At 68.2% G+C, this 25,027-nt stretch carries 18 protein-coding genes; 7 read left to right on the top strand and 11 right to left on the bottom strand.

All coding sequences use genetic code 11. The annotated features are described in order from the left end of the window. Positions 1–38 precede the first annotated feature (38 nt). The 4 genes from BN4251_RS04500 to BN4251_RS04485 all read right to left on the bottom strand — a co-directional run bounded on the left by BN4251_RS04500 (position 39) and on the right by BN4251_RS04485 (position 7,587). Positions 39–1,319, bottom strand: a complete 1,281-nt coding sequence (locus BN4251_RS04500; protein ID WP_087483954.1) for a sugar ABC transporter permease — start codon at positions 1,317–1,319, stop codon at positions 39–41. Between the two features lie 27 nt (positions 1,320–1,346). Next, positions 1,347–2,894: a multiple monosaccharide ABC transporter ATP-binding protein gene (mmsA, locus tag BN4251_RS04495; protein ID WP_087483953.1), complete on the bottom strand. Its 1,548-nt coding sequence runs from the start codon at positions 2,892–2,894 to the stop codon at positions 1,347–1,349. 231 nt (positions 2,895–3,125) lie between these two features. Further along, entirely contained in the window at positions 3,126–6,164 is a 3,039-nt protein-coding gene (locus BN4251_RS04490) for a glycoside hydrolase family 32 protein (RefSeq protein ID WP_087483952.1), read from the bottom strand. Between the two features lie 262 nt (positions 6,165–6,426). Beyond that, complete coding sequence (locus tag BN4251_RS04485; protein WP_087483951.1) at positions 6,427–7,587, bottom strand: hypothetical protein; 1,161 nt, start codon at positions 7,585–7,587, stop codon at positions 6,427–6,429. A gap of 220 nt (positions 7,588–7,807) precedes the next feature. On the opposite strand from BN4251_RS04485, the gene BN4251_RS04480 reads away from it, so the two are divergent. The 3 genes from BN4251_RS04480 to BN4251_RS04475 are packed head-to-tail and all read left to right on the top strand — an operon-like array spanning position 7,808 to position 9,687. Then, positions 7,808–8,116, top strand: a complete 309-nt coding sequence (locus BN4251_RS04480; protein WP_087483950.1) for a hypothetical protein — start codon at positions 7,808–7,810, stop codon at positions 8,114–8,116. 9 nt (positions 8,117–8,125) lie between these two features. Next, on the top strand, positions 8,126–8,569 hold the full coding sequence (locus BN4251_RS18605) for a hypothetical protein (RefSeq protein WP_245810198.1): 444 nt from the start codon (positions 8,126–8,128) through the stop codon (positions 8,567–8,569). Then, the gene (locus tag BN4251_RS04475) at positions 8,566–9,687 is read left to right on the top strand and encodes a DEAD/DEAH box helicase (protein ID WP_245810197.1); all 1,122 of its coding nucleotides are present in this window, start codon (positions 8,566–8,568) and stop codon (positions 9,685–9,687) included. Before BN4251_RS18605 ends, BN4251_RS04475 begins: the two co-directional genes overlap by 4 nt. A 129-nt stretch (positions 9,688–9,816) precedes the next feature. Here the strand turns inward: BN4251_RS04475 and BN4251_RS04470 are convergent, their stop codons facing one another. The 5 genes from BN4251_RS04470 to BN4251_RS04450 form a co-directional block, all read right to left on the bottom strand. Next, the gene (locus BN4251_RS04470; RefSeq protein WP_170931831.1) at positions 9,817–12,327 is read right to left on the bottom strand and encodes a PfkB family carbohydrate kinase; all 2,511 of its coding nucleotides are present in this window, start codon (positions 12,325–12,327) and stop codon (positions 9,817–9,819) included. A gap of 12 nt (positions 12,328–12,339) precedes the next feature. After that, positions 12,340–14,061 carry an ABC transporter permease gene (locus BN4251_RS04465; RefSeq protein ID WP_245810196.1) on the bottom strand — a complete coding sequence of 574 codons (1,722 nt, stop codon included), beginning with the start codon at positions 14,059–14,061 and terminating at the stop codon, positions 12,340–12,342. Positions 14,062–14,114: 53 nt separating this feature from the next. Beyond that, positions 14,115–15,206, bottom strand: a complete 1,092-nt coding sequence (locus tag BN4251_RS04460; protein ID WP_087483948.1) for an ABC transporter ATP-binding protein — start codon at positions 15,204–15,206, stop codon at positions 14,115–14,117. A 67-nt stretch (positions 15,207–15,273) separates the two neighbouring features. Further along, entirely contained in the window at positions 15,274–16,338 is a 1,065-nt protein-coding gene (locus BN4251_RS04455) for an extracellular solute-binding protein (RefSeq protein WP_087483947.1), read from the bottom strand. After that, positions 16,338–17,633: an ROK family transcriptional regulator gene (locus BN4251_RS04450; protein WP_087483946.1), complete on the bottom strand. Its 1,296-nt coding sequence runs from the start codon at positions 17,631–17,633 to the stop codon at positions 16,338–16,340. Before BN4251_RS04450 ends, BN4251_RS04455 begins: the two co-directional genes overlap by 1 nt. A 229-nt stretch (positions 17,634–17,862) precedes the next feature. On the opposite strand from BN4251_RS04450, the gene BN4251_RS04445 reads away from it, so the two are divergent. Both BN4251_RS04445 and BN4251_RS04440 read left to right on the top strand, forming a co-directional pair. Then, positions 17,863–20,598: a sugar-binding protein gene (locus BN4251_RS04445; protein WP_170931830.1), complete on the top strand. Its 2,736-nt coding sequence runs from the start codon at positions 17,863–17,865 to the stop codon at positions 20,596–20,598. 104 nt (positions 20,599–20,702) lie between these two features. Continuing rightward, positions 20,703–21,134: a hypothetical protein gene (locus BN4251_RS04440; protein WP_087483944.1), complete on the top strand. Its 432-nt coding sequence runs from the start codon at positions 20,703–20,705 to the stop codon at positions 21,132–21,134. 52 nt (positions 21,135–21,186) lie between these two features. Here the strand turns inward: BN4251_RS04440 and BN4251_RS04435 are convergent, their stop codons facing one another. Continuing rightward, entirely contained in the window at positions 21,187–21,477 is a 291-nt protein-coding gene (locus BN4251_RS04435; RefSeq protein ID WP_140398385.1) for a hypothetical protein, read from the bottom strand. Between the two features lie 60 nt (positions 21,478–21,537). Further along, positions 21,538–22,923, bottom strand: coding sequence for an alpha-glucosidase/alpha-galactosidase (gene melA / locus BN4251_RS04430; protein WP_087483942.1), 1,386 nt, complete (start codon positions 22,921–22,923; stop codon positions 21,538–21,540). Between the two features lie 104 nt (positions 22,924–23,027). Between melA and BN4251_RS04425 the strand changes: the two genes are divergently transcribed. Both BN4251_RS04425 and BN4251_RS04420 read left to right on the top strand, forming a co-directional pair. Next, the gene (locus BN4251_RS04425) at positions 23,028–23,912 is read left to right on the top strand and encodes a helix-turn-helix domain-containing protein (protein WP_087483941.1); all 885 of its coding nucleotides are present in this window, start codon (positions 23,028–23,030) and stop codon (positions 23,910–23,912) included. 185 nt (positions 23,913–24,097) lie between these two features. Then, positions 24,098–24,898, top strand: coding sequence for an SH3 domain-containing protein (locus BN4251_RS04420; protein ID WP_087483940.1), 801 nt, complete (start codon positions 24,098–24,100; stop codon positions 24,896–24,898). The last annotated feature ends 129 nt before the right edge of the window (positions 24,899–25,027 follow it).

Below are 25,027 nucleotides of genomic sequence, written 5' to 3'. Positions count from 1 at the left end.
GATCCCGGGCGCTGGAGCATGCCCGGAGTCCGGGAGGGTCAGCTCTCGGCAGTTCCCGGCGCGGCGGGCGCGGCTGGCGCGACCTTCGTCGAGTCGGTGGTGCTCTCCGACGTCCGCCGGTCACCGAAGAGCCGGCCGGTGATCGAGGGGCGGCCCTGCTGCTTGTTGTAGACGTCGAACGCGACCGCCGCGAGGAGGACGAGCCCCTTGATGACCTGCGTCTTGTCCTGTCCCACGCCCATCAGGAACAGACCCGAGTTCAACGTGGCCATGACGAGCCCGCCGATCATGGTCGCCGCCACGGTGCCGATCCCACCGGAGACGGCGGCTCCGCCGATGAACACGGCGGCGATCGCATCGAGCTCCCACATATTGCCGTCGGTGGGCCCGGCGGACGTCGCCCGGGCGACGAAGAGGATCCCGGCGAGCGCCGCGAGGAACGACATGTTCATCATGACGAAGAAGTGCACCTTGGCGACGCTCACGCCCGAGAGCGCGGCGGCCTGCTTGTTGCCACCCACCGCATAGATGTGGCGCCCGAACGTGGTGCGCTGTGTGATCACGTGGTAGATGATCACGAGGAAGACGAGGACCAGGCCGGGCACCGGGAAGGACGTGCCAGGACGGCCGCTGCCGAACAGGAACGTCACGTAGGCCAGAACAGCACCGACCAGCACCAGGCGGATGATCACCGCCGTGAAGTTCAGCCCGGTCTCGCCATCGGCGACGCGCTGGCGGTACGTGCTGATCTGGCTCCAGGCGTAGAAGGCGATCGCGAGGATGCCGAGCAGCAGCGTCGAGTTGTTGAGGTTCGTGAAGGCCGGGCCCCACTCGGGCAGGTAACCCGCGCCGAGCACATTCAGCTCCGGCGGCACGGGAACGCTGACCGAACCGCTGAGCCAGATCACGCCCCCGCGGAAGATCATCATCCCGGCGAGGGTTGTGATGAATCCAGGGATGCCGATCTTCGCGAGCCAGAAGCCGTGCCAGGCGCCGATCGCGACGCCCACCACCAGGCCGGTGAGCAGCGCCGCCCACCAGGGGAAGCTCAGGTCGCGGGCGGACAGCGCCACGCACATCCCGACGAAGCCCGCGACGGAGCCGACGGACAGGTCGATGTGACCGATGACGATGACCATGACCATGCCGATCGCGAGGATCAGCACGTAGGCGTTGCCCGCGATGAGGTTCTGCATGTTCCCCGGCGTCAGCATGTTGCCGCCGGAGGCGATGTGGAACCCGAGGAGTAGTACCACGAGGGCGAAAACCATCGTGAACTGACGGAAATCCGTCCCGAAAATCTGCTTCACAACATTCATGAGTGTGCTCTCTCGTTACTGCGTGGGTCAGGCGGCGGAGCCGACGGTGGTGGTCATCATGCGCATGAGCGTTTCCTGATCGGCCTCGGAGCGGGGCACCTCACCGGTGATGCGCCCTTCGCAGATCGTGTAGATCCGGTCGCAGATCCCCAGGATCTCTGGCAGCTCGGAGGAGATGACGATGACCGCCTTGCCCTGATCAGCGAGCTCCTGGATGAGCTTGTAGATCTCGAACTTCGCTCCCACGTCGATCCCGCGGGTCGGTTCGTCCAGGATCAGCACCTCAGGATCGGGGAACAGCCACTTGGCCAGGACGACCTTCTGCTGGTTGCCTCCCGAGAGGGTCGCGACCCCGACATCGATGCCGGGGGTCTTGATACGCAGCGACGTGCGGTACCGTTCCGCGACTGCGCGCTCCTTCGACCCGTCGATCAGTCCACGCCGCACGACAGCGCCCAGGTTCGCGGAGACGATGGTCTGCTTGATGGTGTCCAACAGGTTCAGGCCGAGCAGCTTCCGGTCCTCGGAGACATAGGCGAGGCGATGACGGATGGCGTCCCGCACGGTGTTCAGCACCACGGGCTGGCCGTGGAGGAACAGCTGGCCGGAGCGGTGGATGCCGTAGGAGCGACCGAACAGCGAGCGTGCGAGCTCGGTCCGGCCCGCCCCCATGAGTCCGGCGAAGCCCACGATCTCCCCGCGGCGCGCGACGAAGCTCTCGTCATCGCACACGAGCTTGCCGGGCACGTTCGGATGCTCGACCGTCCAGCCTTTCACCTCGATGATCGTCTCACCCCCGGTGTTCGGCTCGTGCTCGGGGTAGCGGTTGTCGAGCGAGCGGCCCACCATGGCACGGATGATGCGGTCCTCATCGACATGACCGGCCTCGACCGCGTAGGTCTCGACCGTGCGACCGTCTCGGATCACCGTGACCGCATCGGACACGGCGGCGATCTCGTTGAGCTTGTGCGAGATCATGATCGAGGTGATCCCACGACCCTTGAGGCCCTTCATCAGCAGGAGCAGATTCTCCGAGTCGTCCTCGTTCAGCGCCGCGGTGGGCTCGTCGAGGATCAGCAGCCTGACGTTCTTCGACAGCGCCTTCGCGATCTCGACCAGCTGCTGCTGACCCACGCCCAGGTACTTCACCGCCATATCGGGATCGATGTCGAGGCCCACGCGAGCGAGCAGATCACGGCAGCGCCGCCGAGCTTCGCGCCGGTCGATGAGACCACCGGCGACGATCTCGTTGCCCAGGAAGATGTTCTCGGTGACGGAGAGCTCGGGGATGAGGGCGAGCTCCTGGTGGATGATGACGATGCCGGCGCTCTCCGAGGATTTGATGTCCTTGAACGCCATCTCTTCGCCCTCGAACACGATCTGCCCGCTGTAGGTGCCATGGGGGTACACGCCGGACAGCACCTTCATGAGCGTCGACTTCCCAGCACCGTTCTCCCCGCAGATCGCGTGGATATCACCGCGGCGAACGGTCATCGTGACGTCGTCGAGCGCGCGCACGCCCGGGAACAGCTTGGTGATGTTCCGCATCTCGAGAACTGCGTGCGGATCGACCATCTCTACCTCCGACTCCTCATTGAGTGCCACCATGCGGTGGCGTTGCCGTCCCGACGACGGTGGGATATAGCTGCCGTCACACCGAACAGACAACGTTGTCAGTGTAGGGCCGCGATTCGACTCTTCGGTCACGTGTGCATCACGATCCGATAACTCGTGCGCACCCGCTGGTCACGAGCGCGCGCACCGCGCCCCGGGACCGTTGCCCGGTCCCGGGGCGCGGCAGCCGCCTCAGAGTCGCCGCCGCCGGGCTCGGGCGATGACGATTGCTGATGCTCCGGCGACGACCAGCACGAGCGCTGCCGCCGCTCCTGTGAGGGCGTTGATGCCGGTCATGGCGAGGCCCTCACCGGCGCGAGGCGGCCCGGAGCTCTCCGGAGCGCCGCCCTGCGACTGGCCCCCGCCGCCGGGCCCTCCGGACGGCACTGCCTGCCCAGTCGGATCTGCCGGCCCGGTCGGATCAGCCGGATCTCTCGGCTCCGTCGGCGCTGCAGGCTCCGTCGGATCGGCCGGATCGGCAGGCTCCGTCGGATCGGCCGGATCGGCAGGCTCCGTCGGATCGGCCGGATCGGTCGGATCGGTCGGCCTCGCGTTGAACATTGTCTGCTCCACCGGCGTGATCGTCGCGTGGACGATCCGCGCATCCCCTCCCTCAGCGAACGCGAGAACCTGCTGGGAGTCGACGTCAGGGAAGACCAGCTCGGTCAGCGTCCTTGTGCCGTCCTGTGCAAACACCTCGACGGAAGAACGGTCCAGCCAGATGCTGAACGAGACCGTTCCATCCTCCTCGAGCGTGACAGGCGCTTCCACCTGGCCGGGGAAGGCGCTGTGGAAGTCGACTTCGCCCGAGCGAGTCCTGTCGACGAAGACCCTGCCGCGCTCGGCGTTGTAGCCCACCAGAGTCCCCTGCGCACCATCAGCACTGGTGGATGGATCGGCGGTGAATCCATCGGAAGCGCGCAACACGATCCCCGCGCGGTCCGATGACCCCGGATCGAGACTCAGATCGACGCGCAGCATGTCGCCGCCGATCGATCCGCCGTCGGCGCTGAGCGGTGCAGTGCCCGCCGACGCCAGTGCATCGGTGACCGTGCGGCTCGACGCCTCGTCGAGAAAGCCCTCGGCCTGCTCAACCGGGTGATGGACGAGCTCGATGCCGTGGTCGGTGCGGGTCAGCCCGACCTCGCGCGGAAGGGTCATCGCCGAGACCCACGGCGACACCGGGACGTCACCTGCGTAAAGCCAGTTGTTCATCCAGCCCTGAGTGATTCGCTTCCCGTCAGGTGCATCGGAGTAGGAGACGGTCGCGTAGTAGTCGCTGCCCCAGTCCAACCACTGATAGTTCTCCAACGACGAGGCGATCGGCGCGTCCGTGGCGACGAAGTGATCGACGAGGATGTGCCCCCACCCGCCGCTGCTGTTGTCGACGATGCGGAGCGAGGCCTGCTGGCCCGCGAACTCCGCCACGTCCCAGCTCTGCCAGTCCAGATTCTCGCTGTCGGAACCGGTCGCGGTGCGGACCACCTCGCCATCGACCACGAGGTTCACCGTGGTCTCATCACCCCGGGGCAGCGCGACCTCGTCGCCCATGACGACGTGGTCGAGGGTCAGGTGGCCCCAGCCTCCCGTGGCCTCGTCGACCACACGCAACTGCGCAGTACGCCCCTGCAGGTCCGAGATGTCCCAGTGGCGCCAGTTCAGTGCACCATCCCCGGGACCGGTCAGTCTCCGCACCACCTCGCCGTCGACCAGCAGCTGCACCTCGAGCGACTCCTCGGACGCCTCCGAACGTGCACCGCCGCCCACCAGCATGTTGAGGTGGTCGGCATCGATGGTGAACTCGGGGGACGTCAGCGTCCCCACGTTGTCGTCGCCGTGGGGCCCGCCCTCCCAGGTGTTGATGCGCTTGTCGCCGATCGCGTACTCGCCACCCTCGGTCACCGGGTTGTCGGCGGCAGCGAGGTCGCCGGTTCCGGCCCAGCCCATGTCCTCGAGGGTGACCGTGCCGTCGACTTCCTCGAAGCCGTTCCAGAGCAGGGTCCCCGCCGGCGGGTCGTTATCGGGCCGGGTGCCTTCCTGGTGCGGATTTCTCCCACCTCCGACTAGGAAGCTGAGGTAATCGCGCTCCACGGTGAACGGCTCGGACTCCATGGTGCCGACGGGTCCGTCGCCGCCGTGGAACGAGTTGACGAAACCTTCGCCCTCGACGCCGTGGACGGTTTGCTGCCCGCTGACAGGCCCCGACGCAGGGGCCCGCCCGAAGGGCCCGTTCTCGTCATGGTCCGCCTGGTTCGTGACGTGCCATCCGGAGAAGTCCCCGCCCTCGAAGTCCCACAGGACGTCACCGTCCGGAGCGGGGAGATCCTCCACGACGTTCTCGGCGGTGAAGGTCTTCCCGTCGAAGTCGCCCACGAAGTACTGGCCGCCGCTGCCCCCGGCCACAGAGCCGGGGTTGAGGTTCACGATCATGACCCAGCGGGTCTCCTCAGGGTTCCCGTCCACGGGGAGCTCGAAGAGGTCCGGGCACTCCCAGATGCCGCCGACCGCATTCGCGGGCCCGAAATCGGAGGCGAACTCCCAGTGGAGGAGATCGTCCGAGGTGTAGACGACAACCTGGTAGTCGGTCGCCTCGACCGCCACCATGACCCAATGGGATTCCGCCGGCGTGTCCCCCTCGTACCAAAACACCTTCGGGTCGCGAAAATTGCCCGAGTCGCGATCTGCGACAGGATTCCCCTCGTATTTCTCCCAGGTGAATCCTCCGTCCGTGGAGAACGCGAGGGACTGCGCCTGCTTCCCGGCATGCTCAGGGTGGTTGTCCGTGTAGGCACTGGTGTACAGCGCGATGAGCGGGTCCTCGTCGCCCGTGCCGAGCCCGCTGGTGTTGCCGTGATCCACCACGACGGAACCCGAGAAGATGTCCTCGATGCTGTTGCCGTCATCATCGAACGTCTGCCCGATCGCAAGGGGCTGCTCGGTCCAGGTCATGAGGTCGGGACTGGTCGCGTGCCCCCAGGACATGTTCCCCCAGGCGCTCCCCTCAGGGTTGTACTGGTAGTACAGGTGGTAGAGGCCGTCGTGGTACACCATGCCGTTGGGGTCGTTCATCCAGTTCCGCTCGGGGGTGTAGTGATAGCCCGGACGGTTCGGCTCGGAGCCGATGGAGCCCTCGGAGAAGCTGGGGGCTGCGCCCACTGCGAGGGTCAATGCGGCAGCGGCGCCAGCGCACATGAGGCGCAGTGCGAAACGCGGCGCGGTGGTATGGGCCATGTTCGTTTCCCTCCATTGGGAGCGTCTGGGGTGGCGTCGTCACGTCAAGCGCCGGAATCGGCGCAGCGATGACGTTCTGACAACGTTGTCTAGAATGGTGCCGAGTGAACCGTACCGAAAGCTCTGCGGGATGTCCACCAATTGCTAACCGCCACAGGCTTCGTCCTGGTGCTTTTCGCCCCGGGTGGCGACGAAGGCATGATCCGCAGGCCCGCCGGCCGCTGGGACAGCATGCGAACGCTCCCAGGCACGTGTGCACCGGCTACGGGATGAACACCAGGGCGATGTCGAACATCGCCAGCAGCCCGGGCGCCGCAGCGAGGAGCAGCGTGACCACGAGGTCCGTCCGGGTCACGTCGCCGCCGGGTGCATAGATGCCGCGGAGCGCGCCGGTGTTCCGCCACCAGGCGACCACCGCCACGGCCCACAGCAGCAGCCCCGCCCCGTCGATCACGAAGGGGAGGATCAGCTGCAGCGGGCTGTCGTCCCCGGTGAGCCCCAGCACCAGGATCAGGAACCCGGGCACCACCAGGGCGAGCCCGGTCAGCGTGGCGACGGTGAGGGACGTCGGCTGCAGCGGAATGCCTCGCGGGGTGATGCTCGGCTGGCGGACGAGCCGCACCACCGCCGCGACCACGAGCGCGAGCGGGATCAGCGCGCCCATGATCAGACCCTTCGAACTCATCTGCAGCACCGAGATCATGCCGCTGGCCGTCGCGTACGAGTCGTCCTCGTAGGAGTAGGTCCCCGGATACACGTCGGCGAGGATCATCGGCAGCGAGGAGGACATGAAGCCCAGCACCGCCGCGGTCACATGCATCACCGCGGCGAGGAGCAGCGCGAGGGCGAGCAGGTCGATGCGCAGCGCCATCTTCCAGGTGCCCGTGGTGAGGAACACCAGCCCCACGGCGATCATCGCGAATCCGCCCGTGAGCACAGGCAGGTGCAGATCGAGCCACGGCACCGCTTCTGTGAACAGCCGGGGCACCGGGCCCTCGTTCCACGCCATCGTCACGCTCGACCAACCTGAGGCCAGCACCACGGCCCCCGTGACGAGATACAGCCACCCGCGCGCATGGCGCCGCAGCGCGAGCGTTCCCACTATCCCCGCGAGGTAGTACGAGACGAGGTCGAGCCCGGCGGCGTAGAGCACCACCGCGATCAGCCCCAGCGCCACCGCGTCCGCGATCTGCAGGGCTCCGCGCGGAAGCCTCCACAGCAGCAGGGCGCCCGCCAGGCCGAGGAGGGTCAGCAGCGCGGGGAGCGGCACGGTGAGCACGATCGACGCGGCGACGTACACCAGCAGCATGCTGATCACGCCCACGAGCGCGAGGTGCATCCACCCGCCCCCACGGAGGCTGCCCGGCAGGCGGCGAGAGGCGCTGGGCGGAGCTGCGGCGGAGGCCGCGCGAGGGTTCAGCATGCGCACAGGGTATGCCCAGTTTCCGGCCTGCGAACTGACGCCTCGCTCCGCGGGCACCAGGCTCGATGACGAGGGACGAAGACCCGAGCCTCCTGACTCTGTCAAGGCGCTTGACAGCCGACGGTGGGGGCCGCGGCCTGTCACAGCCCTGCGAGAGGCTGAGGGCCTCACCGCAGGGGCACGCTCACCGCCCCTTCACGCCGATCTCTCGGAGTCCTCCATGTTCCCCACCCGTGACACCCTCGACGCCGCCGGCACCGTCCTGCAGCGCGACCGGATCAGGCACGCGATCCTCGCAGCCCACCCCCAGCTGGAGGGCACTCTCCTGGAGCACGAGGACAGGCCCATGCTCACCCTCCCTCACCCCGCCGGCGGCCAGATCGTGATCGCGAAGATGCGACGGGAGCACCTGGTGCGCTGGGTGCTGATGGTGCCCGCCTCCCCGGAGCCGACTCTGCACGAACCGTCATCCCTCGAGGAGTACCCGCGCCTGATCGGTGAGGCGCTGGGTATCGGCGAACCCCGGTAAGGTCACGGCGTGTCCAGCACTCGCCGCTCCACCACCCGCCGACGCCGCAGGTCCCCGCGCCGGAAGGGGTCCAGCTCCGCGCAGCGGCCGCTGCCGTTCGTCGGCCCCGGCGAGCGCACCTGGGTGCTGGACGTCCCCTACGGCACGCAGGTCGAGGGGGCGTCGTGGCATCCGGCGGTGAAGATGCACCTGTTCGTCGGCCGCCATCTGCCCGCGCATCTCGCGCCGTACGCGCCGGGCCCTCACACCCTCGGCCAATTCCTCGAGAACCAGCTCAACCCGGGCGATCCCGCACCGCTGCCCGCGCTGGCCGACGATCTCGAACCGCGCCAGCTCCAGTACGAGGCGGCCGACGCGATCGCCGCGCACGCCGCGGCCGGAGGTCGGCTCTTCCTGCTGGCCGACGAGCCGGGCGTCGCCTGGAGAAGGTCGCCGGTCATGTCTGGGACGTGATCATCGCGGATGAGGCGCACGCGCTGCGGCGCACCACCACCAAACGGTGGAAGCTCTGGGCACGGCTCTCCAGGCACTCGCACCCGCACGACGACGCGCCGTTCGTCATCGCGACCACTGCAACACCCGGGCATACCCCTCTCGAGCTGCCCTACCTCGCCCCCGCCTACGCACAGGCGCACCACGAACCGATGGCGCGCTGGACCTCGGTGAAACAGCCCGGCACCGACTTCGCGGCAGCGCTCGAACGCCACGGAGTCGCCCTGGAGAAGGGCCGCTACGGCGCCACCTGGACCACCGACGCCTCCCGTCGCGCGGAGGATCTCGCGCTGGTGCGGGGCTGGCTCGAGGACTCGCAGCCGCCCGCGATGCTGCACCGGGCAGCGCCGTGGGGACCGGTGCCGATCTCCGGGATGCCGGTGGCGCTCACCCCCGCCGAGCGGGACGCGTACGAGGCGGAGTGGGGCGAGTTCTGCCGCGAGATGGACATCGCCCGCCGCGGGCGCAACACCGCCAAGGGCCGCGCGGCGCTGCTGCGGTTCCGGCAGAAGGCCGGACTGATCCGGGTGGACTCCACCGTCGCGTGGATCGCGCAGCAGGTGGAGGCCGAACGGCAGGTGGCGTGCTCGGTCGAGTTCGTGGGCACCGCCGCGGAACCGATCACCGAGCGTCTGCGCGATGCCGGGCTCGAGATCGCCACGATCTACGGACAGGACCGCTTCGACGACGAAGCGGAGCGACTGAAGTTCCAGACCGGCGAGGCGAAGGTGTGCGTATTCACCACCGTCGCCTCGATCAGCCTGCACGTTGGGGAGACCCTGGAAGGCGGGCGACAGGCGAGCACCGAGCCGCGCGTGGGCGTGTTCCACCAGGCACGCTTCTCCGGCATCGCCGGACGGCAGGTCACCGGCCGCACCCACCGCGACCACCAGGTCTCGCCCTGGCACATCGCCTACGCCCAGGACACGGTGGAGGAGCAGGTCAGCAAGGTGATGGTGGAGCGGATCGCCGCCGCCTCCGACACCGTGGGCGGAGACACCGCAGGACTCACCGGCGTGGCCGAGCTGCTGGGCGCGGACTGGCTGCCGGCGACGAGCCTGACTGAGGGCAGCGGCTGAGCGGGCCGAGCGGCCGGGACGCCATGACGGAACCGAGCGGGCGCGATCGCATGGTGCGCGACGGCGGCCCGGTCTCCAGCGCGAGACCTGTGACCTCGTGCCCGCTCGGCCTGGATGCCCGGCCGGGAGTCACGCGCGCCGCAGCACCTCGGCCCGCTGCTCCGGCGCAGTGGCGACCAGTTCGCTCGCCGTCCTCACTGCGGAGGCCAGGGCATCCGCGGTGCTCTCTCCGCGGTGCAGGGCGGCCAGCAGCGCCGCGTTGAACGAGTCTCCGGCTCCGGTGGTGTCCACGACCTCGACGCTGGGAGCGGCGGCTCTCGTGACCTTCCCGTCCGCGGCCAGCAGTGCACCGTGCGCGCCGAGCTTCGCGATCACGGTGGTCCCGCAATGGGCGGAGAGGTGCTGCGCCGCCCGATCGACGTCATCGATGCCGGTGATACCGGTCAGCTCGCTCTCGTTGGGCAGGAAGTAGTCGGTGTGCGGCAGCACGTGCTCCAGCAGCTCCTTGCGCACTTCCTCGTTCCAGCCGCCGTCCGGGTGGCCGGTGTCGACGGCCGTGATCGCCCCATGTCGGTGTGCGGCGGTCAGCAGCGACCCGGTGGCCGCACCCTTCATCTCGGGCAGCAGGAAGTACCCGCTGCAGAGCACATACCGCGCCCTGAGCGCGGTATCGGGGACGTCGCCCGGGCCGAAGCGTCCCATCGCTCCGAGCGAGGAAAGGAAGGACCGCTCGAAACCTCGGTCCTCGGCGACCACGGTGAGCCCGGAGTCATGAGCAGAGTCCATGATCAGGTCGGTGACCAGTCCGTCCTCGCTGGCGAGGGTGCGCACCATCTCTCCTGTCGGGTCATCGCCCACCTTCGCCACCAGGCGCGTGGGCAGGCCCATCTGGGCGGAGCGCTGAGCGGCGATCGCGGCAGATCCTCCGAGCCTCACCTCGATGCCCGGCACGATCTGCTCGGTGCCCGCAGGCGGAAACGAACGGGCACGATGGACGATCACATCGAGGTTCGCGTTCCCGATCACGCTCAGCACCAGCCCTGGCTCTGCTGTGCCGACGAGCTCCTCTGCCGTCCGCACCAGCTCCTCTCGCGCTCCGTCCAGCGCTTCTCTGCGCTCGGAGAACGAGCTGGCGAGGCGCCCTGCCCGCTCCTCGGCCACACCCAACGCCACTGCGATGGGGCCGCGCCCGGGAGATCCGGGCTGCTCGCGATCCAGGATGCGTCGAGGCTCCCGGCCGGACTCGAGCACGAGATCGCGCAGCGCCCCGTCGTCCTCGATGCCGGCATCTACGAGTGCGTCTTCCACCTGTCGAGCGGTCCAGGTGGTGGGGTCTCCCTGGCGGAAGAGGATCCCCACCACGTCATGCGCGCCGCGCCACGGGACAGAACGGGTGGCCAGGGCTTCGGCGACGGCGGTCGTGGTCGCGCCTGAGCGAACGATCTCCTCGTCCGTGGGCAGCTCCTCCGGCTCGATCTCGAGGGTGAGGCCGTCCAGCAGCCGCACCACGCGCAGCACCCTTTCCGTGGACGACCACAGATGCTTCTGCACATCGGTGGTGGCGTTGTTGGAGTCCTCGTACCAGCCGGCGGCGATCGTCGTGAAGACCGAGGACATCTCACCGTTCGCGGCGCCTGACATCGAGACCAGATGTTCGAGGACCACCGGATTCTTCTTCTGCGGCATGATCGAGGATCCCTGGGTGAACTCCGTGGGCATCCGGACCCACCCCAGATTCATCCACTCCTGCAGCACCCGAGCCCAGCGCGCCCCGGTCGCGCCGATTCGGGCGTGCAGCGCGGCGAGACGCATGAAGTGCTCGGCTCCGGCGACGGCTTCGTAGGAGGCCGTGAACGAGCTTCCGAAGCCGAGCAGATCGGCGACGCGCTGCGCGTCGATCGCGATGTCCGTACCGGTGAACGCCGCTGAGCCGAGCGGTGACACGTTCATCTCGTCGTAGACGGACAGCAGCTCCTCGGCTTGGGAGAGCATGGCCTCGGCGAGCCCCGAGAGCACATGGGCGATGGTGGTGGGCTGAGCCGGGCGGCGGTGGGTGTGCCCGATCAGAACGGCGTCGACGGTGCGCGAGGCCGCGGCGGTGAGGTCCCGGACCGTCTGCAGCAGCAGCTCCGCCAGGTCGAGGATGCCCCGGCGCAGGATCATCCTGAAGACACCCGCATCGAGATCGTTGCGACTCCGGGCCAGCTGCACGTCGAGCTCGGCGGTGCTGATCCCGCAGGCGGCGGCGAGCTGCTGTTCGAGGTAGTAGTACGGGTCCTCCACCGATCCGTCGAAGGGGTGCGAGGAGACACGCGGTGTCCAGTCGCCGCCAGGGTTTTCGTCTCCCCAGCGTTGCCACAGCTGCAGCAGGCCACCCAGCAGGCGGTCGGCGCGCTGCTCGGTGAGCGCCCCTGTGCCGCGCAGCATGATCACGTGGGCCAGGGATGCCTCGACCATCGCCGGCAGGTCGTGCGGTGCGGACTGCTCGAAGGCGACGCGCAGGTGGTTGTCCCAGTAGATCGACAGGTCCTCCCGGCCCGTCAGAGGGATGCGGTCGGTCCCACCGGCGGGGCCGGGGGGCTTCTCGGCGACGGGGTCCGGGAGGTTCCGGTCCTCAGCGGGGTGTTGCTCCTGGGACAACAGGGGCTCCTCTCACGCTGCAGGGGCAGCGGCAGTGGTGGTGGCAGCGGTGGTGTCGGCTCCTGCGGGACGACGGCGGCGGCGGAAGCGCCCCGGTTTCTCGAGGAGCTCCGAGACGATCAGGACGATGAGGATCGCCAGCACCTGCAGCGAGCCGTAGGCGAAGGCGGATCCGAGGTCGTTGGAGTACTGACGGTTGTAGATCTCCACCGACAGCGGCACGTAGCGGGCCGGGTAGATGACCACGGAGGCGACGTACTCGCCGAAGCCCTGGACGAAGGCGAGCAGAGCACCGGCGATCACTCCGCGCGCCATCAGCGGCAGGGTGATCGTGCGCAAAGTGCGGAACGGACCTGCACCGAGGTTCTGCGCGGCCTCCTCGACCGAGGGATCGATCTGTGCGAGCGAGGCAGCGGCGTTGCGGAACACCAGCGGCACGAAGCGGATGAAGTACGCCAGCGGCAGGATCCAGAGGGAGCCGATGAGCACCTGCCCGAGGTTGAACGGGGTGGGCGAGGCGAAAGCGGTGACGATGTTGACGCCCACCACAGTGCCCGGCAGTGCCCACGGCAGCATGATCATGAGGTCGAGGATTCCGGCGCCCTTGCCCTTCCAGCGTGCGATCACCCATGCGGTCAGGACGCCCACCACGATCGATGCGGCCATCGCCACCGCGGACATCTGCGAGGAGACCAGGATCGGTCGCAGGCTGCGAGGCTCCGTGAAGATGTCGATGAAGTTCTGCAGGGTGTACTCGGGCGGGAGGATCTGGGTGGTCCAGGTGCCGTTGACCGTGAAGGCCAGCAGCAGGATCGACGCGACCGGCGCGACCAGGATCGCGACGATGACTGCGGAGCCGAGCGCGGCACCGATCTGAGGCAGGACCCCCTGGACGACCTTGAGCGCCTGTGGAGTTCCCTTCGACATGGAACGGGTGAGCCGACGGTTCTGGTACCAGCGCATCAGCAGCAGGAAGAGGATCGAGACCACGGACAGCACGGTGGACTGAGCCGCCGCGAGGTCGTAGGCGCCTGAGGTGCGGGCTGCGACGATCCGCATGGTCAGGGTGTTGACGTTGTAGAACTGCGGGGCCGTGAACGAGGCCATCGAGACCATGAAGGTCAGCAGCGCACCGGAGACCAGCGCCGGCGTGAGCATCGGCAGCAGCACTGTGCGCCACATGGTGGCCCGGCTCGCGCCGAGATTCATCGCTGCCTCCTCGAGGGAGGCGTCAGAACCGGAGAGCCCGGCGCTGACGGAGAGGTAGAAGTACGGGTACATAGTCAGCGTGTGCACGAGCATCACCCCGGCCAGGCCGTCGAACGACGTGGTGGACGCCGGGATCCCGATGACCTCCTCGAGCAGGCGCGGGATGATGCCGCTGGTGCCGTAGAGGTAGTAGAACGACATCGCACCGATCAGCGGAGGCAGCGCCAACGGCAGGAGCGCGAAGACCTTCAGGACCGAGCGCCCGGCGAAGGAGAAGCGGGTCAGCAGTACGGCGAGCGCCGTGCCCAGAACTCCGGAGGTGAGCACCGATGCCAGCGAGATCCCGACCGACAGGAAGAGCGCCCGGCGAGAGTTCCCGCCCAGGAAGTCTTGGTAGACGGCGCCGCCGCCTTCCATGGAGGTGACCACGGTGGCGATCATCGGGAAGACGATGTAGATCAGCAGGATGAGCACCAGCGGGATCGACAGTGCATAGACGAATCTGTCCGAGGCGGTGAGCTGCAACCGGGAGCGCCGCCTCCGCGGAACCGCCGCGGCCTGGGGTTTCGCAGTCAGTGTCACGGCGCCACCACCCAGGTCCGCTCGATGTCGGGACGCAGCAGGACGTCCTCCCCGTCCTGCGGGAGATCATCCGTGTCCGGAATGGTCGCGAGCAGATCCTGCTCTCCGTAGCGCAGCCAGACCACACAGCTCGACCCGGTGAACTCGGACATCCTCACGGTGGCTCGGATCGCGCCGACCGGGACCTCAGCGGTGTCCTCGAGCGGATCGATCCTCAGGGTCTCCGGGCGCAGCGACAGTGCGACGCGATCTCCCTTGACCACCTCGGAGGAGAGCGTGCCGTTCACGATCGGTGCGAACAGGGCTTCGCCGCCGTCCAGTCGTACAGCGAGTCTCGAGCTCTCGACACCCTCGATGGCTCCCTCGAGCACGTTGGAGCGACCGATGAAGCGGGCTACGAAGCTGGTCGCGGGCCGGCGGTAGATCTCTCGAGGTGCTCCCACCTGGTGGAGCACACCGGCGCTCATCACCGCGATGCGGTCCGACATCGCCATCGCTTCGGACTGGTCATGGGTGACGTAGACGCTCGTGGTGCTCGCGCGCTGCTGGATTTGGCGGATCTGGGCGCGGGTCTCCTCGCGCAGTTTGGCGTCCAGGTTCGACAGCGGTTCATCGAGAAGCAGGACCGACGGTTCGATCACGAGCGCGCGGGCCAGTGCGACGCGCTGCTGCTGGCCGCCGGAGAGCTGGTCGATCCGGCGGTCCGCATACCCGTCCAGCCCGACGATCTCCAGAGCCTTCGCCACGCGAGTGCGCTTCTCCTCCTTGCCGACTCGACGCATCGACAGGCCGTAGGCGACGTTGCCGGCGACGTCCATATGAGGGAAGAGCGCGTAGTTCTGAAAGACCATGCCCGTGTCACGCTTGTGCGGCGGCAGCGAGGTCACGTCTCGGTCACCGAAGCGGATCGTGCCCGATGTCGGGCTGATGAAACCGGCGATCATGCGGAGCGTGGTCGATTTCCCGCATCCCGACGGGCCGAGAAGTGTGAAGAACTCACCATCACCGACGGTCAGTGAGACGTCGTCGACCGACGGGGTGGTGCCGCCGTAGATCTTCGTGATGCTCTCGAGATCGACAGAATTCATGGTTCCCTCCGAAAATGGCATGGGGCCCGCCCGCCCGGGCGGGCCCCATCGTGGTCAGAAGACCTGGTCAGCCCTGGCCCTTGATGTTGCTCGCCCAGTAGCTGATCCACTCCTCTTCGTTCTCGGCGATGCGGTCCCAGTCGACCTCCATCTCCTTCAGTCCGAGGTCCACGAGCCACTGCGGCTCCTCCTCGAGCTCGATGGCGGGGATCTGGAAGTACTCCTCCGCCATCGCCGTCTGCACCTCTGCGCTCATCAGGTAGCTGATGAAGGCATCGGCACCGGCGCCCCCGGGGCCGTTCGCGATCTTGGCCAGTCCGTCCACCAGCATCGGTGCACCGGAGGCAGGGACCACGGCGTCGAACATCGGGAAGTCGCCGTGCTTCTGCAGCATGATGTCCTGCAGGTTCCACGGAGAAATGGCAGCTTCTTCGCGGCTTACCCGCTGGTACATGTCGGTGGGGTTGGCGGCGTACGCCACAGTGTTCGCATCCAGGCCGAGCAGCCACTCGTACCCGGGCTCCGGCGATTCCTCCTCCTCGTAGAGGCGATCGATCATGGCGCAGTAGATCGCGCGCATGGTGCCGGAGGCCTCGACGTCGCGGATCACGATGTTCCCGGCGTACTGCGGGTCCAGCAGATCGTCCCAGTCGCCCGGGATCTCGTCGCCGCTGATCATCTCCGTGTTGATCATGAACAGCTCAGCGAGGAGCATCTCGCCGACCCACAGCCCCTCCGGGTCGCGGTAGTCCTCCGGGACCGCGTCCACGACTTCCTGCGGCGCCGCTGCGAGCACGCCATCGGCGGCGCCCTGCGTCAGCTGCTGGCGGGTGCCTCCCCACCAGACATCACCCTGAGGATTGCTCTTCTCGGCACGGACACGCTCGAGCGCCTCCTGGGCGCCGAGGTTGAGGATGGTCGCCATGCCTTCCCATTCCGGGTGGGCCGCTTCGAAGTCTGCGACCACCTTCTCGGCGAGCGCACTGTCCCGGGCGGTGTAGATGGTGAACGGCACGGCGCCGCCCTCTCCACCGCCGGAGCTGCTGCCACCTCCGTCGAGGCCACAGGCCGCCAGAGCGGCAACCGTCCCAGCCAGTGCGGTGCCCTGCAGATACTTGCGTCGGTTGAACATCAGATCTCTCCTTCGAGGTGGGGTGTGTTCGTGTACGGGGTTTCGTTGTTCGGGTGCGGCTCGGCCATGGATTCGGGTCCGGGACGGCGCTCGGAGTCGGGAGCCGCGGGCTCCGGGGACTGCGGGTGCGGACTGTCTTCCTCGGGCAGGAAGATCCAGGGAGCGGTGCGCACCTGCGCGATGGCGCCGCTGACGATCGCGCGGTCGCCCAGCTCGGCATAGCAGACATCCACCGGCGACGGACTTCCCGCGCGGACGCGGTCGGCGAGTGCTTCACGGGAGGCAGGGCCGAGAGTGGCGGCATCACCGGCCAGGACGATCCGGCCGGGGTTCACCACGCAGGTGAGCACGATCGCGGCGTACGCCCACGCATCCAGCGCCTGCCCGAGGAGGATCGCGGCGTCGGGCGAGTCGCTCTGCTCGAGGGCCGTGACGATGTGGGTGGTGCCGGACTCGATGCCGATCGCCTCGGCCTTGGCGGACAGCGCCGGGACGGACCAGTCGTACTCCAGAGGCCCGACGGCGGTGCCGCTGACAGCGCGAGTCAGCGTTCCGCCGTCAGCTCCGCTCCAGGGCAGGAAGCCGATCTCGCCGGCGGAGCCGGTAGCGCCGCGGCGCACCTGACCGTTCAGCACCAGAGCACCGCCGATCCCGTCCCCGACGTAGATCAGTCCGAAGTCGTCACCGTCACGGACAGCGCCGTCCTCGGACTCGCCCAGTGCGAGGAGGTTGACGTCGTTCTCGCCGATGGTGTGCAGGCCGGAGATCTCGGCGACCAGATCCTGCAGCCGACGGCCGGGTGAGGCACCGAGAGCGGGAGCCAGCGAGACGTCGCCGTCGGCCGAGACCACGCCGGGCATCGAGATGATCGCGCAGGTGGATTGTGCCTCGGCGGCGTTCTGGAGCGCTTCGACGGCAGCGGTGACCGCCGCCTGCGGATGCTCGGGGTCCAGCTTGCGTCGCACCTGGACGTGCACGGTCCCGGAGAGGTCGACCTGTCTGGCCACCATGTGGCCCGCGTCGACGGACAGGATCATGAGCAGCACGCTGCGCCTGTCGAACTCCAGCAGGGTCCGGCGCCGGCCGCCCGTGGACCGGCCGCGCCCGGTCTCGATCACGTGACCAAGACGTATCAGGTGGCGGATGGACGACGTCATCGAGGACTGCGAGTAGCCGGTGATCTCCGCGAGCTCGGTGCGCGACATGGTGCCGTGTTCGAGCAGTGCGCTCACCACGGCTTCATGGCGGCGGAGGCGCTGGGCGCCATTCGCTGCGGAGGGGGTCACCATCGACATAGTTACTTTATAGCGTGCAGAAAGTGAGCGCGCAAGGCCTTGGCGACCGCCTCCCCCCTCCACGACGCCGCAAGAAACAACAGGAGATGAAAGAAAGAGTGCCCCTCCTGGAGCCCTTGCCACCGCCACTTACTTCGGGCTATGAAGTATGAGCGGCATCACGGAGAGGTGATGCCAGGCCCAGGAGAGGATCCTCATGGAGAACTGTCACAGCAGGTCGCGTACAAACGTGAGTCGTCGGCGGGTGCTGCAAGCCACCGGAGTGCTCGGCGCGTCGACCGCGCTGTCCACCACCGGGCTCGCGCTGACGCCTGCAGAACGAGCGATCGCCGAGGAGGCGCCGGAAGCAGTGAAGCTGAACATCCTGTTCATCGGCGCCCACCCTGACGATGAAGCCGGCACCTTGGCGGCCCTCGGCCAGTGGAACGAGTTCCATGGCATGCGTGTCGGAGTCATCACCGCCACCCGCGGCGAGGGCGGCGGCAATGCCGTCGGCCTCGAGGAAGGCCCGCCGCTGGGCCTCCTGCGCGAGTCCGAGGAGCGCGATGCCGTGCGACTCGCGGGCATCGAGCACGTGTACAACCTCGATGCCGTGGACTTCTACTACACCGCGAGCGCTCCCCTGTCTCGTGAGGTCTGGGGTGGGGACGAGCTGCTCGGACGGATCGTGCGAGTGGTGCGGGCGACTCGGCCGGAGGTCATCATCACGATGAATCCCTCCGCCGTCGCGGGAAACCACGGCAACCACCAGCAGGCGGCGATGTACGCGCTCGAGGCGTACCTGAGCGCCGGAGACCCCGACGCCTTCCCGGAGCACCTCGCGGAGGGCCTTACACCCTGGACACCTGACCGGATCCTGCGCAGCGGCGCGAACGGTGAGGGGCCGACAGGTCCTGACGGGGTCTCGCACGGCTACACCCCAACGGTGGCCAGTGATCTGGTGTTCGGCGTCTGGGAGGGCACCGAGAGCGCCCGGCACGGGAAGCGCTGGTCCGCTGTCAAGGATGAGGCGATCTGGACCTACGCCAGTCAGGGCTGGGCGGAGCGACCCGCCAGTCCCTCGAACCCGGAGGAGATCGGGAGCACCTGGCTGACGGTGCTCCACTCGCGCACCCCGCTTCCGGACCCGGCCACGGGAGGGGATGCCGCCCTGCGTGGAGCCGCCCTCGAGCTCGAGGACGGACTCCCCCATGGGACGCGGATCGAAGTCAGTCCCGAACGCTACGAGTTCGTCGGAGGCGAGCCGCTGTCCGTCTCGGTCATCGTCGCGGCCCCTGCAGATGCCGATCTCGAGTCCGGGACCATCTCGCTCACAGCTCCCGAAGGATGGAGCTGCAGCACGGAGCAGCCCCTTCCCGCGCTCGCTGCAGGGACCCTCCACGATTTCTCGTTCGAGCTCACCGCCGGTGCAGAACTCACCCCGGGCGAGACCGCCCGGGTCGAGGTCACCGTGGCCTCGGGCAGCGCGACGGGGACCAACAGCGCGCCGATACGGGTCGGCGGGGCGCTCGAGTCCACGATCGCTCCGCTCGAGGAGATCGGTGAGTTCCGGGAGTGGACCCAGGCACTGGAGCTCAAGCATCTTGATGCACTGGTGCCCGAGCTGTTCGCCGTCGCCCAGGGTCGGTCGCACACGCTGGAGATGATCACCCGCAACCTCTCCTCCCAGCCCCGAGGCGGAACGGTGGAGATCGACGTGCCGAACGGCTTCGAGGTCTCGCCCGCCCAGCTCGAGATCGCTTCCGTCGCCCCCGGAGAGAGTGTGTCGCACACCGTCGAGGTGATCAGCACGGATCCGGCTCTGCCCGCCGCGAACCGCTCGGAGAACGAAGGGGCTTGGCCGGTGGTGATCCGGACCGGCTCCGAAGGCTCTACTGCGGAACGCACGGTGACGATGAATCTCGTGCCGAGCTACGCCGCACAGCGCGCGGATGCTGCGCCGAGCATCGACGGAGTGCGCGATGCGGAGGAGTATCCCGGAGAGCCCATCCCGGTCGAAGCGATCTGGGAAGGAGAAGGCACGCCGGGCGGCACGACCGACTCCGTCACCGGCCAGGCCTGGCTCACCTTCGACGACGAGAACCTGTACGTGTTCGTCTCGGTCACCGATGACGTCCGCGGCACGATCCTTCCGGTCGACGACAACAAGCGCCAGCGTCGTACCGATTCCGTCGAGATCTACGTCGACCCGCGCGGCAATGCCGCGAACACGTCACAGACCTTCATCGCCGGGATCATGCCGTCGCTCGGGTCGATGACAGGGCCGGTGGGCGCTGGGCGCGATCGCGACAGCCATCAGGGAGAGGCCGAGGAGACCGCCCCCGGGATGGAGGTGGCCGTCACCATGGCGGAGACCGAAGAGAAGTACTCCGGATACGACCTCGAGGCGAAGATCCCCTTCGACGTGCTCCCCGACGGTATCGACCCTGCCCGCATGGGATTCAACGTGCTGATCAACGACTCAGATACCCAGAACCAGACGGCGCAGGTCCGGGTGGGCTGGTCCACGTTCCGCGGGGTGAGGGCAGACCCGTGGCGCTGGGGCCTGGTCACCCTCGAGGGGCTCGAGGACGCTGGCTCGGAGCCGAAAGAGGCGGTCGTGCCCTCGACCGCGGCCCTCTCCGTGGACTCCCCCGAGTCGATCCTGCAGAGCTCCGGCGACGGGGTTCCGCTCGGCGGGCACGGCCCCACCGATGGATCTCTCGAGATCGTCTCCGTCTCGACGAAGAAGGACCGGATCACCGCAGTGTTCGACGCGCCTGTCAAGGGCACTGCGAAGATCTTCGTGTGGGACGGGGACCAGGTGCTCGTCGAGGACCAACGAGTGATGCCAGCCGGAGAGCGGCGCGTGAACGTGAAGGTTGATGGGCTGACCCAGCTGTTGGAGGAGGGCGCTGAGCTCACAGTGCTGGCGTCCTTCGATGCGGACGGCAGGGTCTCGGCAGCGGCAGCGGCCGTGACCTGAGCCGGAGCTCCCTCGGGAGCCACCGGCTCCCGAGGGAGGCCTCCCCGGCTCGGCATGATCGCGAACGGGCATGTCAATTTTGCGACACGCGTACGATTCCGTCCATGGATCGACATCGGAAGCGCGCCGGAATCGCCTGCCTCCTGCTGGTCTCGACGCTGATGCTGGGCGGGTGCAACAAGTTCGTCAGCGAGAAGTGCAGCGGCTCGAACCACGAGATGTCCTGCAGCGCGTCGGTCGGTTCGTCGGAGGAGCAGTGGAGCACCGAGCTCGAGGGCGGCGAGGGGCACAGCACGATCGTCATCAGCGGCACCTTCTCCATCGCCGCGGGAAGCGGCACCCTGACCCTGTACGGCGACGGGGACGAGGGCATGGAGTACGAGCTGCGCCCTGGCGAGCCCGTGGTGGTCGAGGACCTCACGCTGCCGCTGATCCAGCGCTCGGGACCCGAGGACGAGACCTACGCGATGCTGCGGACCGACAGCACCGAGCCCATCGAGGACTTCTCCGCGGAGTACACGTTCTTCACGCAGTGAGCGTCGGCGCTCTGCGCCGTTGCGGAGGCGCAATCGGGTGAGCCGCTACGACTCATGAGGCGGCTGCCAGCGTGGGCGCCGTCGCGTCGGCCCACCACGCGCACTGCCCGCAGGGGCAGGAGCGGCGGTGACCGTTCGGGTGCCGCGCCTCCGGCACGCGCACCGGGGCGGGCACCTCGTGCCACTCGCGACGCTTGGTCAGGTGCCAGCCCTTGCAGTCGGGACAGCGGTAGGTGCGCAGCGGCAGCCCGCCCCGCCGGCTCGAGGCGATCGCGTTGCGGATCGCGTAGCCCTCATCGCTGTAGCGGTTCTTCCCGCACTGGGCGCTGTACCTCTTCTTCATCTCGTCCTCCTTGGCCAGGACCATAGGAGGAGGCGGTGACAGTCGAGGGCGGCGGGGTCCTCACCTCCGCAACCGCTCCGGCAGCCGCTCCGCATGCGCCGCCAGCAGCTCGTCGGTCATCGCGCGCGCGTCCTCGAGGGTGAGCAGCGCGGCGGTCAGCGGATCCAGTGCCACGGCGTGGTGGACGTTGTCCACGTTCCCGTCGAGCGCGGCACGCACGGCGAGGGTCTGCACGTTGACGTTGGTGCGGTTCAGCGCCGCGAGCTGCGGGGGCAGCTCCCCGATCGCGGTGGGCTGCACGCCGCGGGCATCGACCAGGCAGGGCACCTCCACGCAGGCATCGGCCGGGAGGTTGGTGATCAGCGCGCCGGCGTTCGGCACGTTCCCGTGGATCACGCTCGGGGTGCCGGTGACGATCGAGTTCGCGATCTGTGCGCCGTACTCGACGCTGGGCGCGAGCTCGGCCTTGAGCTTCTCGAGCTGGGCGTCGATGTCGCCCTGGTCGTCGTGGGCGGCGCAGATCTCGTAGTAGTCCCAGCGCTCGGGGATGAACTCCTCCACCAGCTCGGGGGTCTTGCGGAAGTAGGGCAGGTACTCCGAGGCGTGGTGGCTGGACTCGGTCTGGAAGTAGCCGAAGGCGTTCATGATCGAGGTGCGCACCTGCTCGTTCCCGCCCTCGTAGACGTTCGCGCCGTCCGCCACCTCGGAGTGGTCGCCATCGTCCCCCGCGAGCCCGTCGGCCCCGTGGCCGCGCTGGTGCTTCGCGGCCATCACCTCGCGCACCTGCGGATACAGGTCCTCCTGACCGCGCATGAACTCGAGGATCCAGGCCTGATGGTTGATGCCAGCGCAGCGGTAGGAGACCTCCTCGTAGGGCACGCCGAGGGTGCGGGCGAGCATTCGCGTGGTGCCCTGGACGCTGTGGCACAGCCCCACGGTGCGCAGCCCCTTGGCATTCAGGTACGCAGTGGCCATCGCCATGGGGTTGGCGTAATTGATGAAGGTGGCGTCCGGGCACACCTCGAGGGCGTCGGCCGCGATCTGGTCGTAGGCGGGCACGGAGCGCAGGAAGCGGAACACCCCGCCGGGGCCGATGGTGTCGCCGACGGTTTGGTCGATCCCGTACCTCCGCGGGATCTCCACGTCGTGCCGGTAGGACTCCACCCCGCCCACCTGGAAGGTGATGATCACGATGTCCGCACCCTCGAGCGCTGTGCGACGGTCGGTGGTCTCCTCGACCGCGGTGGGGAAGCCGTGGTGGGCGATCAGCTCGCGCGTGGCGTCCGCGACCGGGCCGAGCTTGTCGGGGTTGATGTCCATCAGGCTCAGCGTCGACTCGCGCAGCGCGGGGAAGGAGAGGATGTCCCCGATGAGCCGGAACGGGAACACGAAGCCGCCGGCGCCGATGAGGGTGATCTTGGGGTTCTTTACAAACGTCGTTGTCATGGCTTCACGCTAGGGCCGCAGCTGGGCGGAGGTCTCCCGGAATCCTCGGCGAAAGTTCCAGGATCCTACGGTCGCCGCGGCGAGATGCGGTCTACAGTGGGGCGATGAGCCAGTGGCCGATCAGCGATGCCGTCGAGGAGATGCCTCCTGGGCTGTGGGTGCGCCGCGGGGCGCCGCCGCCGATGTTCTCGATGCACCGCCATGACGACGTCGAGATCAACCTGGTGCTCGATGGCCAGCTGAACTATCTCTTCGGCGGGCATCCGCTCACGATCCGTGCCGGGGAGATCGCCGTGTTCTGGGCCGCGCAGCCCCACGGCCTGGTCGACTCCCGCACCGGGGACATGTGCTGGCTGCACGTGCCCTTCAGCATGTTCCTCAGCTGGGGCCTGCCCGAAGCGCAGACCGCTCCCCTGCTCAGCGCCCAGCCGCTGATCACCTACGCCCCCGACCTCGCCGCGCACATCGCCCGAATGGCCGATCGCTGGGGCCGCGAGTTCGCCGGCTCCGAGCACGGCGACACGGCGGGCACCGCGCCTGAGGCCGACGACGACTCCGCCGAGATCGCCCTGCTCGAGATCCAGGCCGCGGTGCGGAGGGTGCTGCGCGCGTCGGCCCGCGCCGATCCCGAGGCACCGCTCGGCGCTGCGGGCGCGGTGCCCGCCGCCAGGCTTCGCCAGGTCAGCGCGATGGCGCAGTACGTGCGCGAGAACCATCGCGCACCTCTGAGCGTCGCGGAGATCGCCGCCGCCGTGCACCTGGCGCCCTCGCACGCGATGACGGTGTTCCGACGCACCGCCGGGGTGACCCTCGGGGAGTACGTGACGATGTGCCGGGTCGCCGAGGCGCAGCGGCTGCTGCTGACCACCTCGCTGCGGATCACGGAGATCGCAGACGCCGCCGGCTTCGGCTCGCTCAGCAGCTTCTACCAGCACATGAGCGCGGCCTGCGGGATGACGCCGCGGGAGTACCGGCGCCAGGGGCGCTGAACAGCCTCCGGGCGCGCGCGAGGATCCCGTCGCTGGCCTGCTGTGGCAATGGGGAGAGGTCCCCATAGGGGTGGGGTGTTATCAATTCGTCATCATCCCTAGGGTCGTGGGCGTCGACGCGGCGGCCTGCCCGGCGGCGAAACGGAACGACGAACCCGACATCATCTCTGAGGGGACGAAGAACCATGAACGCGACCACTGTCTCGAAGCGAGTCCTGGGCGGCGCCGCAGCGGCGGCCTTCGCCGTCGCGGGTTTCACGATGCTCGGCCAGCCCGCGCATGCCGCGGCGCCCGGCACCACCACCGATGTGCTCAGCATCCGCAGCGGCTCCGACACCAGCTCCGCGATTCTCGGCCAGATCCCGGCCGGCACCACCGTGGACCTCGAATGCCAGACCGCCGGCGAAGCCGTGCAGGGCACCTACAACACCGAGTACTGGGCGAAGGTCTCCTACAACGGTGTCGAAGGCTTCGTCTCCCGCGCGTATGTGACCGTGCCGGATGCCAGCGGGCTCGGCGCCTGCGACGGGGATACCGCCCCCGAGGATCCCGTCCCGGAGGATCCGGGCCTCTCCGCGGACCGCCAGACCGTGCTCGACCGCGGCCAGAACTGGGTGGACCGCGGGATCCCCTACTCGATGGAGGCCTACACCACCGGGCCCGACGGTCGCTCCTACCGCACCGACTGCTCCGGCTTCGTCTCCATGGCGTACGGCCTGGACCAGTCCTACTCCACGGTGACGCTGCCCGAGCACTTCACCGAGATCAAGAAGGACGACCTCCAGCCCGGCGACATCATCGGCAACCTCGGCGCAGGCTCCGCCGGCGCTGCCGGTCACGTCGTGATCTTCACCGGCTGGACCGACTCCTCGAAGACCTCCTTCACCGCCATCGAGCAGACCGGCGGAGTGGGAGCCACCTCGAGCACCCACACCTGGGGCAGCTCCTTCTGGAACAACAACGCCTACCGCTACAACGGGTTCTGAGCGACCCGAGCCCTCGGCGAGACGGCGGGCCCTGGCAGCGTGGAGGCTGCCGGGGCCCGCTGCTGACACATGGATCACTCGGCACTGTTCGGTTTCGCTGCGACAGACTCCTTTGAAGTCCGCCGTCCT

Source organism: Brachybacterium massiliense, assembly GCF_900184245.1.
GTDB lineage: Bacteria > Actinomycetota > Actinomycetes > Actinomycetales > Dermabacteraceae > Brachybacterium > Brachybacterium massiliense.
This window is presented reverse-complemented; position numbering and strand designations above follow the sequence as displayed.

Excerpts from the sequence above, each read along its gene's own strand:
- BN4251_RS04480 (WP_087483950.1), top strand. The coding sequence starts at position 7,808 with ATGTTCCCCACCCGTGACACCCTCGACGCCGCCGGCACCGTCCTGCAG.
- BN4251_RS04420 (WP_087483940.1), top strand. The coding sequence starts at position 24,098 with ATGAACGCGACCACTGTCTCGAAGCGAGTCCTGGGCGGCGCCGCAGCG.
- BN4251_RS04455 (WP_087483947.1), bottom strand. The coding sequence starts at position 16,338 with ATGTTCAACCGACGCAAGTATCTGCAGGGCACCGCACTGGCTGGGACG.
- melA (WP_087483942.1), bottom strand. The coding sequence starts at position 22,923 with ATGACAACGACGTTTGTAAAGAACCCCAAGATCACCCTCATCGGCGCC.
- BN4251_RS04460 (WP_087483948.1), bottom strand. The coding sequence starts at position 15,206 with ATGAATTCTGTCGATCTCGAGAGCATCACGAAGATCTACGGCGGCACC.
- BN4251_RS04485 (WP_087483951.1), bottom strand. The coding sequence starts at position 7,587 with ATGCTGAACCCTCGCGCGGCCTCCGCCGCAGCTCCGCCCAGCGCCTCT.
- BN4251_RS04450 (WP_087483946.1), bottom strand. The coding sequence starts at position 17,633 with ATGTCGATGGTGACCCCCTCCGCAGCGAATGGCGCCCAGCGCCTCCGC.
- BN4251_RS04490 (WP_087483952.1), bottom strand. The coding sequence starts at position 6,164 with ATGGCCCATACCACCGCGCCGCGTTTCGCACTGCGCCTCATGTGCGCT.
- BN4251_RS04435 (WP_140398385.1), bottom strand. The coding sequence starts at position 21,477 with ATGAAGAAGAGGTACAGCGCCCAGTGCGGGAAGAACCGCTACAGCGAT.
- BN4251_RS04440 (WP_087483944.1), top strand. The coding sequence starts at position 20,703 with ATGGATCGACATCGGAAGCGCGCCGGAATCGCCTGCCTCCTGCTGGTC.
- BN4251_RS04425 (WP_087483941.1), top strand. The coding sequence starts at position 23,028 with ATGAGCCAGTGGCCGATCAGCGATGCCGTCGAGGAGATGCCTCCTGGG.
- BN4251_RS04500 (WP_087483954.1), bottom strand. The coding sequence starts at position 1,319 with ATGAATGTTGTGAAGCAGATTTTCGGGACGGATTTCCGTCAGTTCACG.
- mmsA (WP_087483953.1), bottom strand. The coding sequence starts at position 2,894 with ATGGTCGATCCGCACGCAGTTCTCGAGATGCGGAACATCACCAAGCTG.